This window comes from Amphritea sp. HPY (assembly GCF_050870985.1).
Classification (GTDB): Bacteria; Pseudomonadota; Gammaproteobacteria; order Pseudomonadales; family Balneatricaceae; genus Amphritea.
Genome location: NZ_CP194015.1, coordinates 3,122,390 through 3,136,263 on the forward strand (window position 1 = coordinate 3,122,390; position 13,874 = coordinate 3,136,263).

Genomic DNA, 13,874 nt, shown 5'->3' on the forward strand with positions numbered 1-13,874 from the left:
TATGAGCAATCCATATAACCTCCTCGGAGGCGAAGCGGGCGTGAGAAATCTTGCCAATGAATTCTACAACGTTATGGCAACACGACCAGATGCAAAAAAAATACGATTGATGCATGCTGAAAACCTTAATAGCGTACAGAATAAACTGTTTATGTTTTTATCTGGCTGGTTAGGAGGCCCAAATCTTTACTTCGAAGAACACGGTACAATTTGCCTATCAAGTCCACATGCCAAATACTCAATCGGAACTAAAGAGCGTGATCAGTGGCTTGAGTGCATGGATCAAGCTTTAGACAACATCAATGCTTCAGATGAACTGAAGGAAATGCTCAAGATACCAATGTTTAATATTGCTGAGACAATACGGAATCAGAAGTAATTATAATTCCTTTCATACGAAGAATTTAAAAATCAACAACCTATTGTAAGCAACTATACACTGTAAACTATGACACAGTCGTAGAAATAAAAACCACTGCTATGACAGTTCTTGAATGGTTTGAATTGTAAGCTCGATAGGGAACTAACTCCTTGTCAAATGACTAACAAAATCAGGTTCATATCTTCATCAGACAATCGAGATTTATATGACTTCCATACTATCACCTCTAACAATCCGCCAGAATATTCGTTCTGACCAATTTACTGGTAATACGTCCGGAGTTGCTCAAGGATTCGTACAAGGAAATTTGGCCATAATGCCAAAAGAATGGGCAAACGACTTTCTACAATTTTGTCAATTAAACCCGAAGCCATGTCCAATCATTGGAATGTCCAGAAAACCTGGCGATTTCATGCTGACGGAACTTGGAGAAGACCTCGATATCCGTAGTGATATTCCAAAATACAGAGTATATGAGTATGGCGAAGTAACTGACGAAGTAACCAATGTTAGTAAGTACTGGCGTGATGATCTTGTGACTTTTGTATTGGGCTGCTCTTTTTCTTTTGAAGAATCTTTGATTGCAGACGGTCTTGAAATCCGTAATATCACTGAAAAAGTGAACGTCCCGATGTATCGTACTAACATCCAGTGTCGACCCGCTGGTCGTTTCAGTGGCACCACGGTGGTTAGCATGCGGCCAATGAAAGCAGCTGACGCCATTCGCGCAATTCAAATTTGTACCCGTTTTCCATCCGTTCATGGTGCCCCATTACATTTAGGCACACCATCTCAAATTGGTATCTCCGATATCAATAAACCAGACTTTGGTGATCCTGTCACGATTAAAGAAAGAGAGATTCCCGTGTTTTGGGCTTGCGGTGTCACTCCACAGGTAGCTATCGAGCAAGCAAAACCTCCGTTCTGCATTACTCATAGCCCTGGTTACATGCTAATAACAGATCTTCCGAATAGCAGCTTAGCTATTCTTTAATAGACTTGCTCTTATGCAATAAATTTTCTGAATTCTAATTAAACGCTAAACATAGGAGCGGGGGAAGAGCCCCCCCTTATACATGGTTAAGTATTACTCCACATAAACAACGTTCTCTAAGCCAGATTTCGTCCGTTTAGCTCAATTTTATCTACTAAAATTATTTAACCGTCCCAAACAGAGATTCGTTCATGGATATTGATTTTTCCAAATTATCTGCCAATAAGGCATACTTCACCATGACTCAGTCAATTTTACCTCGCCCCGTTGCTTGGGTACTTAGCGAAAACGCTATTGGCGGCTATAACCTTGCCCCGTTCTCATTTTTTTCGGCTGTATGCAATGATCCTCCCATTTTAATGTTCTCTGTTGGGCACAAGACCAACGGGGCAATGAAAGATACCTATAGCAATATAATTTCGCGAAATGATTTTGTAGTTCATTTAGCGCATAGTGGACAAGCACAGCAGGTCACCCAAACGGCACAAGAACTACCGGAAAACGAGTCTGAGGTGGAACACGCGGGGCTATCCCTCGTACCTTTCAATAACAGTCCGCTGCCCCGAATCGATGGAGCACGTATTGCTATGCATTGTGAACTATACGATGTCAAAGAGATTGGCAACACACCACAATTTTTAATATTTGGTCGAATAAAGAATCTCTTTATTGATGACGATGCCGTTGAACTGGATCTCAAGGGTCGCATCAAGATAGCCGCTGATAAAATTGATCCAATTACACGACTGGGAGGCTCTGACTATATGACTTTTGGAGATATTATTTCAATTTCCCGTCGCTAACACGCTCTTGTCAAGCTAAGCAATGTCAAACGGCTCTTGCCCCCAAGCATACTAAAAATAAGCTCGAGCCTAGTTTCTACCTAAAAAACATCTAAGTGACAGCCGCTGGTTGATATCACTTCCTCCTGAGCGGTTAAGCCAACTCAAACTCAATAGCGGAAGACTCTGATGCCTGATATGCCTGTAGAAAGTCATCGAAAGAACTTGTCTCATTATTTTCCAATTGCTGTTGCTGCCTTACAGAGTCTACAGCTAATCGTTTGAGCTCCATATCAAAACCATGTGGCAAGACTTGCCGGAGAAAATGCCTCTTATTTTTTTCAGCTTGCATCTGAATCATCTCAGTATAACTATTCCCTCTCAGGATCTCATGCATGACCTGTCCAGACGGAGTCCGCTCGCTACTTTCAACTTTGTTCCGCTGTAACATCACCGAGTGCTTGTAACCCTGTACATCAAGCCGCTGTTTTTCATGTGCAATATCCAGTAACTTAGCAACGTTTTCAACATCATCTAATAATTGATTGGCCGCATCTTTAAAGGGCAATAGATTACCTGATCGGTATAACATTAAGGACGGTCTACGCCCTTCCAGAATGCATCTTTTCTGATTGTAATTAATCTCATTATTTTCCGTAGGGGAGATATCATCGCTGTCTGCGAGCAGGCAGTAAAGTAAAAAAGCATCAAGAAATCTAACCTGCTCAGCATCAATACCTACAGCCATAAATGGATTGATATCTAAAATACGTACTTCAACATATTCAACACCTCTTTTCTTCAGTGCTTCAAGCGGCGTTTCTCCGGATGACGTAACTCGCTTTGGACGAATATTACTATAATGCTCATTTTCTATCTGTAATAGATTGGTATTTAACTGGCGATATTTACCATCCACTTTGACGCCAATGCTTTCGTAGTCGGGATAGTTCTCCTGAATAGCCTGGCTCAGGCTGCCAATATAACTATCCAACCCCCTATAACAGATATTCATGTTGCCCTGAGCACTGCTCTGATAGCCCAAATCACTCATCCTTAGCGAAGTGGCAAAGGGCAACCCTAATGTACTCTTACTTAGCTGAACTAACTCCTGGGGATTGTTTTCCATAAAGCTACTATCCAAAGCAGGAGAGGCCCCAAATAGATAACTGAGCAGCCAGGAATAACGCTGAAAATTGCGGATAAGGGCAAAGTAGCGATTAGATTTAAATTCCTGTACATCACCTTTATTTTCAAAAAGATCCTGGCAAAGCGGCCAGAACGAATCAGGCATCGAAAAATTATAGTGAATTCCAGCTATCGATTGCATCATCCGCCCATATCGATATGCCAGGCCTTGGCGATAAACCTGTTTCATCTGGCCACTATTAGAGCCACCATATTGCGCGATAGGGATACTGGCTTCCCCATCCAACTTACAGGGCATACTGGCAGGCCAGATATACTCATCACCGATATTTCGCAACGTGAAGCTATGCAAGTGATGAAGATAGTCAATACTCTCATCAACCCGTTGAAAAACAGGCGTTATAAACTCTAACAATGATTCTGAATAATCCGTGGTAATACTTCCATGCATCAAAGCAGAACCAAGCGCTTGCGGATGTCTCGTTTGAGCTAGCATTGCCTGAGACGTCACCCTCAAACCTTCTTTTTCAATACCACGTTGAATATTCTTCAATAACAAGCAGTTTTCTGGGAGTTCTAATCGCTGTAATCTAGCATGGTATAAATCAGACAATACAATCTTCCTTCTAAACAAGTAGTTGAAAGCAACGCGGGTAAATAGGCTATTCTCAATAGTAACCGAGCCTAATATGGGCTGCCTGCCCTTGAAAAACACATCCCTACATTACCGAAGCTGAAAGAGAGTAACGGTACCGCCATGCTTAAGAATTCTGCGTTACATAAGCATTGAATCTTTATTGCTGATCCAGACCAGCCAGTAGTTTCACCAGCAAACCGTCTAGCTGCTTCTGCTCTTCTCGACTAAGAGTTGTAAGAGCACGGGATTCATTTTCCACATGAAGCGGAACGATTCGATTCATCAGTTCGAGTCCATTTTCTGTTAATGAAACAAGGATTCCACGGCGATCATCCGGGTTGGGAGCGCGAGAAATCAAGTCGGACATCTCTAAACGATCCAATCGATTAGTCATCCCGCCCGACGATATCATCAGAGTCTCAAACAATTTAGTTGGTCCTAATGTATAAGGCGCACCAGACCGCCGCAGGGTGGCCAAAACATCGAACTCGCCATGCTGCAGTCCGTAGCTTTTAAAAAAGGGATCTAGATAATCTCGAGTAATCAGCCGTGTTGCACTCCCCAGACGACTAACCACCGCCATCGGTAAAAGATCCAGATCAGGCATTTCTCGCTGCCACTGAGTCGTGACTAATTTTACTTTGTTCACCGTTCCCACCTTGCAGTACCCACAAAACACAAATAATCAGTATACTGACTGTTAAAGTGTATTTCAATTCTTTGACGATTACGCTTTTGACCTCTCAAACACCGCTGTTTAAACACACGGATTGTAGTGGTCAAGTAAAATGAATATTCATGACTAAGCTCTGTTTTACCCCATGCTTCAAGCTCCTAACGGCAACCACTACGGTTGTGTCGCAAAGTCTGAACGAACGAAGGATAATTCAAACTTTTCTTTAGCGGAGAGCTTAAGTGGTTGTCTTCAAAGGCACTCACTACCAAAAGGATGAAATCCTATATGCGGTGCTCTTCTATGTCAGATATGCTATCTCCGACCGCGACCTTGATAAAATAATGGGGGAACGCTGGTATCGGTTGATCATGTCTCGCTAGTTAGTCAAAAAGGCTAAGCAGACATGAACAACCATGGAAAAACAGTTGGTGATCCAAGCTGTGCTAATGGCGTTATGGCAGAAAGATCATGCTGATCCCGTGATGTTGCACTCAGATCGAGGGGCTCAGTTCACTAATTATGAGTATCAGCGCTTCCTGTATGATCACAATGTTATTTACAGCATAAGTGCTTTAGGCAGTTGTTATGATAATGCAGCGGCAGAAATCTGCTTTGGCCTCTTAAAAAGAGAAAGGGTAAACAGGAGAAATTACAAAAACCGAACAGAAGCCAGGGCTGATGTATTTGATTACGTTGAGCGATTCTATAGCCAGAGGAAAAAGCGTAAGCTAACTCAGACTGCTCTTAACTGACTGTCCGTGGTAACGGGGTAAAACCACTAAGACAGTAGACCAGAGAATCCCATCACCAATACTCATAGCTTCAACCTCTTCCTTATGGATCGCCACGGACAGGCATTGTAGCGCTATGTATATCAAGGCCACATATGACTAGGGAAAGAAAGATGGGGATTCAGCAAGGTCTTAATGAGACGTCAACAAACACGTCAACTTTCGCCAACACGATTCGCCATAAGCCATTGAAAATATGGAAAAAATAGAATATGGCGGTGAGAGAGGGATTACTTGCCTTCGGCTACGTGTGTCGCAAACAAGTTTGCTCGGTTCGAACCCTGTCGAGGGTTATTCATTGCTTCGCAATTCACCCCTTCGGGGCCATCGTCGCAAGCTCCAATGTTGTCTCACTGAGCTAGATTCTCACCCATTCTCTGCAGGAGCATAAAACACATACAAAAAAGCCCAGTCAGAGACTGGGCTTCTAAAAAGATAGCGGCGCAAAGATCGAAGAACATAAAAAAGGTCGGGATTACTTGCCTTCGGCTGCGTGTGTCGCAAACAAGTTTGCTCGGTTCGAACCGCGAGGGATCTCGTCCACTCCATCACCGCGACTCCATATTACAATCAAAAAAGCCCGGGCTTCTAAACAGATGGCTCTATAAGGGGGCTACAGGTACAGCGGAAAAGGTCGGGATTACTTGCCTGCGGCTGCGTGTGTCGCAAACAAGTTTGCTCGGTTCGAACCCTGTCAAGGGTCCTCGTCCACTCCATCACAGCGACTCCGTATTACAAACAAAAAAGCCCAGTCAGAGACTGGGCTTTTTTGTTTGAATTAGATGGCGGTGAGGGAGGGATTCGAACCCTCGATACGTTTCCGTATACACACTTTCCAGGCGTGCTCCTTCGGCCACTCGGACACCTCACCGCATTACCTGCTGATATTTATCACGTCGTTACAAGTTCCGACTTCGCCCTGCGGTATCAACCTCAGAGGCCGCGTACTTTAATGGAAATCGGTTGTTAAATCAAACCCGTAAGGGAGATTTATGTTACTTTTTTCAGATTAATTTTTGCAGCGGTAAACAAGACTGTTTCGGCGCCCCGAAAAAAGAAAACCCCATCCGGGAAACAACCTCTGGATGGGGTAATTTTGGCCTAAAAGGTAAGGGATGGGACAGATCCCTGTGGGCTACCTTTTAGTCGGCCTGACGACGCAGGAACGCTGGAATATCCAGGAACTCCATATCGTCAGTGCCGGTCTTCTGCGTTGCCGCAGGTTCCGGCTCAACCACAGGATTATCCTGTGCCCGAACTGAATCGTTACGATTGCGCATTACAGTCGGCAGTTCCAACTGGCTGTAATCGCTGACAGCACTTGCTGCGCGACGAGAGCCGGCAACTGCTGTAGTACCGTTGCTTACAACCCGGATATCCTGCTCTTCAGCACCACCCAGGCCAGTCGCAACAACCGTTACTTTAATCTCTTCGGTCATTTCAGGGTCGATAACTGTACCTACTACAACGGTGGCGTTATCGGAAGCAAACTCTTCTACTACCTGACCTACTTCAGAGAACTCACCCAGGCCCAGATCCAGGCCGGCAGTGATGTTCACCAGAATACCGCGCGCGCCCATCAGGTCGACGTCTTCAAGCAGCGGGCTACGTACTGCTGCTTCAGCTGCTTCAGCTGCACGGTTTTCACCTTTCGCAGAGCCGGTACCCATCATTGCAGTACCCATCTCAGACATCACGGTGCGTACGTCGGCGAAGTCGACGTTGATCATGCCGGGACGGATAATCAGGTCGGAGATACCTTGTACAGCACCTTTCAGGACATCGTTAGCGGCACTGAACGCGTTGATCAGGCTGCAATTCTTGCCCAGCACCTGCATCAGTTTTTCATTCGGTACGATGATCAGGGAGTCGACATTCTCAGACAGCTCTTTAATGCCTTCATCGGCGATCAGTAACCGTTTACGGCCTTCGAACGGGAACGGTTTGGTAACCACTGCAACCGTTAGAATACCCAGCTCTTTCGCCACTTCCGCAACGATAGGTGCAGCACCGGTTCCGGTACCACCACCCATACCTGCGGTGATGAAGATCATATCCGCACCGCTAAGCATATCAGCGATCTGGTCACGATCTTCCAGCGCAGCCTGACGGCCGATATCCGGATTGGCTCCGGCACCCAGGCCTTTAGTGATCTCACTACCCAGTTGCAACACGCTCTTGGCACCCATATTGTCCAGTGCCTGCGAGTCCGTATTGGCGCAGATAAATTCAACCCCATCCACTTCCGTGGATACCATGTGCTGTACTGCGTTACCGCCGCCACCGCCGACGCCAACCACTTTAATTACAGCATTCGATGCTACGCTGTTCAGTAATTCAAACATGTCCCTTTCCCCTCAGGTTCAGTGCCCAACCCGCACCTGTTTATTGCGTTCTCATTAACATCTGCCTGCTACAACCATTCCGTTGTCTGCAGCAAAAACTTATACCCTTAAAGCATCTGCTCTAAAGTGCAATTTTAAAAATTCCCCTGAAACCAGGTTTTCATCCGGTTCAGTACATTCGGCCGCATGATCTCTTCCTCGATCAATACCGCCTCGCCCATCGGCTGTATATTGTCTTGTTTAGCATATTGCAGCAGGCCGATACCGGTGGCATAGATCGGGCTGCACAGAATGTCTTCCATGCCCCGCACCCCTTTCGGGATAGCCAGTCGTACCGGCATATGAAAGATCTCTTCGGCCAGTTCGACCGCGCCTTCCATCTTTGCCGTGCCGCCGGTCAGTACGATGCCGGCCGCGGCTAAATCTTCAAAGCCGCTACGTCGCAGTTCAGCCTGTATCAGGGTGAACAGCTCGTCATAACGCGGCTCTACTACTTCAGCCAATGCCTGGCGGGACAGGTCCCGCGCGGGACGATCACCGACACTCGGCACTTTGATCGTCTCATTGGCACTGGCTAGCTGCGCCAGCGCGCAGGCATATTTCATTTTGATATCTTCAGCATGGGGCGTGGGTGTTCGCAGCGCCATGGCGATATCATTGGTCACCTGGTCTCCGGCGATCGGAATCACCGCAGTATGGCGAATTGCGCCACCGGTGAAGATGGCAATATCGGTGGTACCACCACCCATATCCACCATACACACGCCCAGCTCTTTCTCATCTTCGGTCAATACTGAGTAGCTGGAGGCCAGCTGTTCCAATACACCGTTATCCACTGCAAGACCACACCGCTGGACACACTTTTCTATATTCTGGACCGCATTCACCGCCCCGGTCACCAGATGAACTTTGGCTTCCAGGCGCACGCCGGACATGCCCAGCGGTTCGCGGATGCCTTCCTGGTTATCGATCACATATTCCTGCGGCAGGATATGCAAAATTTTCTGGTCGGCAGGAATAGCCACCGCCCTCGCGGCATCGATTACCCGCTCCAGGTCATGCTCCATCACTTCACCATCGCGTACTGCGACGATACCGTGAGAGTTCATGCTATTAATATGGCTACCGGCTATACCCACGGTTACCGAGTGAATCTTACAACCGGCCATCAGCTCGGCTTCTTCAACCGCCCGCTGGATCGAGTGCACGGTGGATTCGATATTAACCACCACCCCTCGTTTTAAGCCACGGGATTCATGCGAACCAATGCCCACGATATCGATCGTGCCGTCAAGGCCTACTTCACCCACCAGACAGACCACCTTAGAGGTGCCGATGTCCAGTGCTACGATCATATTGCTAGTCATTGTCATTTCCATTCATATTTCAGAGCCTGCTTAAATTCGCTCTACTATTTTCTCGTAGTCGTTATTCACCACCCTTATATTCACGCAAATAGATGGTGATCTACATTTACTGCCCTGACTGTACAAATATTCATCAGAGCTGAACGCTTTCCTTAGCCTTTTATGACACTAGTGTCATTATTTACTAATACAGCAAGAAATAAACCAATTAATTGCCAAAATGAGTAATTCTTTAAACACAATCGGTTAGCAATTAATCAAATATCAAAAATCTTCCTCTATTTCCTTATATCGGCAATATTTTGCCACCTTTAGCGGAAATTCCCCTTGCCGCACCTGATCTGGAGGGCTGCTAGCTCATTCAGATACAGTGCCTCTATTTTTAACATAAATCGTACTTTTTTTGTACAAAAAACAATCAAAAATCAAAATCGAGTTTTGATTTATAATATAGCAATCAATATTTAATCTTGATGTTTTTTAAAATAATCAAAAATTAATATTGATTATTAGCGGTTAATTCAATATTTAATTTTGATTTTTCACTAAATTATCAGAATTTAAATATGATTAAACTTTTAAGCTTTATTGGAGCAAAAAATATAGCGTGAATAATAACCTGAAGATTATAAAAAGTAGTCATAAATTGACAAAAAAAGGGGATAACAGGGAAGAGGCGAGCAAGTCCCTTACGCCCCGGCATGCCCTCTGGGTACTGGTTTTCAGAGAGATTGGAGATCAAGGCAAATTAAAAGGCGATGAGTGAGAGCCCTAAACCTACCAGTCAGGGCTATACAGTCGTATTATTCTCCGGCGGCAGGGTAGCTATACCCGGTATCATAATCACGCCACCGCTGTAGCTGAGGCTTCGCTGACTTAGCATCCCGCTCAAGATAGCGACGAATACTGGTGACACCATCCGCCAGAAAACTGCTGTCGAGAAAGTTATTCAGTACGGCTGCGCCCTGAGACTCTGCAGCCTGCAGGCAGAATGCCAGATAGCGGGGATAAGGCAAGATATCATCGCGCCAGATCCTGCCCGTGTAATATCGTCCTACGCGCACCTCATACTCCTGGGGCGTAATACACTTGTTCAGGCGGTACTCAAGGTCATCATAACCGGTGCACATCCGGCCCCGGGCTACCTCACCGGTAAGAGAAACAGTATCCACTTCAATCCAGCGAAACCGGTGTTCCCGTTCATAGAGTTCAACGAAGTCCTCAGCAGAACACTCAAACTGACTGCAAATAATTTCGCTATCAACTGCTGCCTCTGTAGAACACGACGCAAGGTGAAGACTGTCAGGCGCTGCGCCATGCCGGCTCAGAAATACCACGCCGACCTTATTAAAGATGCGCCGGTACCCCGGCACCCGGACTAAGCGAAAATTACTTAGCGCGGGTACTGTCTGACGCGCCGAATGCTCGGCCAGCAACGACCCATAGCCGACCACTGAAATCATTTCCCGAGGACCTCCAACTGCTCAGCAGAAGACTCTGAAGAAGGTTCAAAAGATGAATCAGGATCTGATTCGGCAGCAGTATCCGCCAGCTTTTTATCCAGATCCTTTTTATTCTTCACGCCTAATTTTTGCAATGCCGCAGCCTGGTTAACCAGATTACCGCGCCCGGTGCTGAGACGATTCTGCGCGGTTTCAAAGGCTTGCTGAGTACGCCCCAAGTGTTTGCCAACATCATCCAAAGATTCAACAAAACCGACGAACTTATCATGCAGCTCACCGCCGCGGCGGGCTATCTCCTGTGCATAACGGTTCTGCCGCTCATAGCGCCAGATGTTATTGATGGTACGCAGGGTCACCAGCAAAGTTGAAGGGCTGACTAATATAATATTGCGCTCATAGGCGAAGCTGAACAGTTCTTTATCCTGTTGCAGTGCCAGCAGAAAAGCGCCTTCAACAGGCACGAACATCAACACAAAATCCAGCGATCGCACACCTTCTAAAGCCTGATATGATTTATCGCTCAGCCCGCGGATATGATTTCTGACCGATTGCAGATGTTCATTCAGATAACCAGCACGGGCTGTTTCATCTTCAGATGAGCAGTATTGTTCATACGCGGTGAGCGATGCTTTGGCATCGACGATGACATCCTTATCGTCCGGCAGGCGGATAATCACATCGGGCAGATAGCGCTGCCCCTCTTCGGCCAGGGCAACCTGCACTTCATACTCATAGCCTTTGCGCAGGCCTGACTGTTCCAGCACCCGCTCCAGAATAACCTCACCCCAGTTGCCCTGGGTTTTACTCTCCCCTTTCAGGGCGTTGGTCAGGTTGATCGCATCGCTGCTCATCTGCTGGTTCAGCTGTTTCAGCTGGGTAATCTGCTCATGCAGAGAGCGGCGATCTTTCGACTCTTTATCGTACACATCTTCGACTTTACGCTTGAAGTCGCCGAGTTGCTCCCGCAGCGGCGTCAGCAACGAGCCCAGAGAGTCTTTATTGGCAGTGGCAAACTTCTCAGATTTCTCTTCGAATATTTTATTCGCCAGATTCTGAAACTCTATTTTCAGCTGATCCCGGGCTTCGGTCAGCAACTGTAATTTCTCTGCCTGAGCAGCCCGTTCGGTTTCAAGGCGGCTTTCCAGCTCAGCCACCTGAGCCTGGCGTAAGCTGAGCTGGCGACGCAGGTTATCCAGCTCTTCATCAAGATCTGCCAGTTGGTCATCCTGCTGTTGTTTCTGTAGCTGCACCTGTTGCAGACGTACCTGTTCCAGCTCTAACTGCCGGATCTGTTCAGACTTTTCCTGCAACACCCCAGCCTGATAGGCATTCTGATCGGCCAGCACCTCCTGCTCAGCACTGCTGCGTTGCAGTTGTTCCTGAAACTGTATGATTTCACTTTCCAGAGTCTGCTGCTGCTGAGTAAACTGCGCCGCCTGACTGAGTTTCTTAAGCTGTAGTAACAGCATGCCGAAAGCCAGACCAATGACCCCACCGGCAAGCGCCGATATAAATGGATCATTGAGCAAATCGAGTAACTGGGTATATATCATCTGGGTGATCGCTTTTCAGGCTGTTAACAGGATTGATCAGCGTAACGTCATTAAAAACAGTTAGCAGCCCTGTTACCAGTAGTAATACAGCAGGCCAACAGAAGCCAGTACCAGAGGCAGCATCAGGAACAGGTTTACTTTATCGCCCAACATTCGCTGGGTAATACCCACCGATATAGCCGGGAAAGTAAGAAAAATGCTACTCAGCGGAATCCACCATTCCAGCAGACGGAAACCATACGCCAGAGCACCAATCAAGGTCAGCGCGGCCAGGTTACCAATCATGATCACCATCACCTGACCATTTCGGTTTTGCATAAAGGCAGGCTTATCTTCATCCGGAAGCTTATTGAGTTGTCCGGCGCTCAATGCAGCTGACATTGAAACAAAGCCGGATAACAAAAACAGAAATAGCGGTTCCACAGGCACTCCCAAGACTGCAGCTTATGCTGCAACGATTGATTAGAAAATAAAGGTACGATTGTAAGGGATTTTCAACACGGAGCCTAAATTATTAACAAGGAAAGGTGCGAACAAGTCCCTTACATGAAGCTGACGGCTTTTTTATCTGTAATATAGCCATATAGATTTTTCAAACCGGTCACTGCCATGGTTAAAAACAGCCTGATAGCATTTTTCTCTTTACTCCTGATATCCGCAGCGATCCGAGCTGAATCCAGGCAGTTCGAAGTAATCGACAGCAGCTATACCGTCTGCACGACCGAGCAACAATACCGGCAGCTATTAAGTTACTCACTCTATGGCGTTGGAAAGCCACCTGCAACGGGCTGTTTCGCCGCACCAGGCGGGGCAAAAGCGATTATCCTTCAGTGCCCGGAAAGTGATATTATCCTCTGCCAATTTCGCCTGGAACCCGATGCTACCGAAGCTATCCACGTCTGGGCCAGTAAAGTGATGTTAAGAGAGAGACAATAAGCCTGTTCTTATAATCATCGATGTGACATTAAGAGAGACGATGAGTCTGTTCTTATAATCATTGAAGTGATGTTAAGAGAAGCACAATAAGTCTGTTCTTATAGTCATTGAAGCAATGTTAAGAGAGAAACAATGAGTCAGTATTTGGTTAATGAAGCGATAGAGGATTACGCCTTTATCCACACCAGTAAAGAACCTGAGTTACTGCAGGAACTTATCGATAAGACCAATGAGAACATGGGCTGGCCGCAGAAACTTTCTGGTCGCTTAGTCGGCCGCACCCTGAAAATGCTCAGCGCGATCCACCAGCCGAAAGTTGCCCTGGAAATCGGTATGTTTACCGGCTATTCGGCACTCTCCATCGCTGAAGGCATGCCGGACGATGGCCGCCTGATCTGCTGCGAAACCAATCCCCGGGCGATCGATTTTGCCAAGACCTTTTATGACCGCAGCGAGCACGGGCATAAGATCGAAGTTATCTTCGGCAAAGCCCTCGAAACAATCGAAAAGTTAGACCTGGAACTGGATTTCACCTTTATCGATGCCGATAAGCGTAACTATCTTAACTACTACCTGAAGGTTAAAGAGATGACCCGCCCCGGCGGCCTGATCATTCTTGATAACGTTCTCTGGTCTGGCAAAGTGGTACAACCGGAATCTGAGATCGACGACATTCTGGTCGATACGAACCGCATTATTGCTGAAGACCCGGATGTGGAAAATGTCTTCCTGACAGTACGCGACGGGCTCAATGTCGTTCGCAAGATTCGCTAACGGTTTGATAAATAGATAACAGGAC

Annotated in this window: 12 protein-coding genes, 1 tRNA gene and 2 pseudogenes; 7 read left to right on the forward strand and 8 right to left on the reverse strand. The window is 46.6% G+C overall.

What is annotated here, in order from left to right; all coding sequences use genetic code 11:
- Nucleotide 1 precedes the first annotated feature (1 nt).
- The 3 genes from ACQUQM_RS13855 (at nucleotide 2) to ACQUQM_RS13865 (ending at nucleotide 2,179) form a co-directional block, all read left to right on the forward strand.
- On the forward strand, nucleotides 2-379 hold the full coding sequence (locus tag ACQUQM_RS13855; protein WP_432470488.1) for a group II truncated hemoglobin: 378 nt from the start codon (nucleotides 2-4) through the stop codon (nucleotides 377-379).
- Between the two features lie 208 nt (nucleotides 380-587).
- Nucleotides 588-1,376 (forward strand): putative hydro-lyase, encoded by a 789-nt coding sequence (locus ACQUQM_RS13860; protein ID WP_432470489.1) that lies wholly within the window; start codon nucleotides 588-590, stop codon nucleotides 1,374-1,376.
- 191 nt (nucleotides 1,377-1,567) lie between these two features.
- Nucleotides 1,568-2,179 (forward strand): flavin reductase family protein, encoded by a 612-nt coding sequence (locus ACQUQM_RS13865; RefSeq protein ID WP_432470490.1) that lies wholly within the window; start codon nucleotides 1,568-1,570, stop codon nucleotides 2,177-2,179.
- A 133-nt stretch (nucleotides 2,180-2,312) separates the two neighbouring features.
- Here the strand turns inward: ACQUQM_RS13865 and gshA are convergent, their stop codons facing one another.
- Together gshA and ACQUQM_RS13875 are read right to left on the reverse strand one after the other, a co-directional pair.
- Nucleotides 2,313-3,920 (reverse strand): glutamate--cysteine ligase, encoded by a 1,608-nt coding sequence (gene gshA / locus ACQUQM_RS13870; RefSeq protein WP_432470491.1) that lies wholly within the window; start codon nucleotides 3,918-3,920, stop codon nucleotides 2,313-2,315.
- 181 nt (nucleotides 3,921-4,101) lie between these two features.
- Nucleotides 4,102-4,593: a MarR family winged helix-turn-helix transcriptional regulator gene (locus ACQUQM_RS13875; protein ID WP_432470492.1), complete on the reverse strand. Its 492-nt coding sequence runs from the start codon at nucleotides 4,591-4,593 to the stop codon at nucleotides 4,102-4,104.
- Between the two features lie 266 nt (nucleotides 4,594-4,859).
- Here ACQUQM_RS13875 and ACQUQM_RS13880 point away from each other — a divergent pair.
- A pseudogene (locus ACQUQM_RS13880) lies at nucleotides 4,860-4,999 on the forward strand (IS6 family transposase); the annotation flags it as partial.
- A 37-nt stretch (nucleotides 5,000-5,036) separates the two neighbouring features.
- Nucleotides 5,037-5,372: pseudogene (locus tag ACQUQM_RS13885) on the forward strand (DDE-type integrase/transposase/recombinase); the annotation flags it as partial.
- Nucleotides 5,373-6,194: 822 nt separating this feature from the next.
- On the opposite strand, the gene ACQUQM_RS13890 reads toward ACQUQM_RS13885, so the two are convergent.
- From ACQUQM_RS13890 to ACQUQM_RS13915, 6 genes are all read right to left on the reverse strand, one after another.
- A tRNA-Ser gene (locus ACQUQM_RS13890) sits at nucleotides 6,195-6,282 on the reverse strand.
- A 271-nt stretch (nucleotides 6,283-6,553) separates the two neighbouring features.
- A complete protein-coding gene (gene ftsZ / locus ACQUQM_RS13895) occupies nucleotides 6,554-7,756 on the reverse strand; it encodes a cell division protein FtsZ (protein WP_432470493.1) in 1,203 nt (400 codons plus the stop codon).
- Nucleotides 7,757-7,890: 134 nt separating this feature from the next.
- Complete coding sequence (gene ftsA / locus ACQUQM_RS13900) at nucleotides 7,891-9,129, reverse strand: cell division protein FtsA (protein WP_432474827.1); 1,239 nt, start codon at nucleotides 9,127-9,129, stop codon at nucleotides 7,891-7,893.
- 797 nt (nucleotides 9,130-9,926) lie between these two features.
- Nucleotides 9,927-10,586 carry a gamma-glutamylcyclotransferase gene (locus tag ACQUQM_RS13905; protein ID WP_432470494.1) on the reverse strand — a complete coding sequence of 220 codons (660 nt, stop codon included), beginning with the start codon at nucleotides 10,584-10,586 and terminating at the stop codon, nucleotides 9,927-9,929.
- Nucleotides 10,583-12,139, reverse strand: coding sequence for a DNA recombination protein RmuC (rmuC, locus tag ACQUQM_RS13910; protein WP_432470495.1), 1,557 nt, complete (start codon nucleotides 12,137-12,139; stop codon nucleotides 10,583-10,585). Before rmuC ends, ACQUQM_RS13905 begins: the two co-directional genes overlap by 4 nt.
- A 72-nt stretch (nucleotides 12,140-12,211) precedes the next feature.
- Nucleotides 12,212-12,562 carry a hypothetical protein gene (locus tag ACQUQM_RS13915; protein ID WP_432470496.1) on the reverse strand — a complete coding sequence of 117 codons (351 nt, stop codon included), beginning with the start codon at nucleotides 12,560-12,562 and terminating at the stop codon, nucleotides 12,212-12,214.
- 186 nt (nucleotides 12,563-12,748) lie between these two features.
- Between ACQUQM_RS13915 and ACQUQM_RS13920 the strand changes: the two genes are divergently transcribed.
- Together ACQUQM_RS13920 and ACQUQM_RS13925 are read left to right on the forward strand one after the other, a co-directional pair.
- Nucleotides 12,749-13,075: a hypothetical protein gene (locus ACQUQM_RS13920; RefSeq protein ID WP_432470497.1), complete on the forward strand. Its 327-nt coding sequence runs from the start codon at nucleotides 12,749-12,751 to the stop codon at nucleotides 13,073-13,075.
- A gap of 132 nt (nucleotides 13,076-13,207) precedes the next feature.
- Nucleotides 13,208-13,849 carry an O-methyltransferase gene (locus ACQUQM_RS13925; RefSeq protein WP_432470498.1) on the forward strand — a complete coding sequence of 214 codons (642 nt, stop codon included), beginning with the start codon at nucleotides 13,208-13,210 and terminating at the stop codon, nucleotides 13,847-13,849.
- The last annotated feature ends 25 nt before the right edge of the window (nucleotides 13,850-13,874 follow it).

What these genes read in the sequence shown, in the direction of transcription:
- ACQUQM_RS13920 (WP_432470497.1), top strand. Translation starts at nt 12,749, where the DNA reads ATGGTTAAAAACAGCCTGATAGCATTTTTCTCTTTACTCCTGATATCC.
- ACQUQM_RS13905 (WP_432470494.1), bottom strand. Translation starts at nt 10,586, where the DNA reads ATGATTTCAGTGGTCGGCTATGGGTCGTTGCTGGCCGAGCATTCGGCG.
- ACQUQM_RS13855 (WP_432470488.1), top strand. Translation starts at nt 2, where the DNA reads ATGAGCAATCCATATAACCTCCTCGGAGGCGAAGCGGGCGTGAGAAAT.
- ftsA (WP_432474827.1), bottom strand. Translation starts at nt 9,129, where the DNA reads ATGACAATGACTAGCAATATGATCGTAGCACTGGACATCGGCACCTCT.
- rmuC (WP_432470495.1), bottom strand. Translation starts at nt 12,139, where the DNA reads ATGATATATACCCAGTTACTCGATTTGCTCAATGATCCATTTATATCG.
- ACQUQM_RS13865 (WP_432470490.1), top strand. Translation starts at nt 1,568, where the DNA reads ATGGATATTGATTTTTCCAAATTATCTGCCAATAAGGCATACTTCACC.
- ACQUQM_RS13860 (WP_432470489.1), top strand. Translation starts at nt 588, where the DNA reads ATGACTTCCATACTATCACCTCTAACAATCCGCCAGAATATTCGTTCT.
- ftsZ (WP_432470493.1), bottom strand. Translation starts at nt 7,756, where the DNA reads ATGTTTGAATTACTGAACAGCGTAGCATCGAATGCTGTAATTAAAGTG.
- ACQUQM_RS13925 (WP_432470498.1), top strand. Translation starts at nt 13,208, where the DNA reads ATGAGTCAGTATTTGGTTAATGAAGCGATAGAGGATTACGCCTTTATC.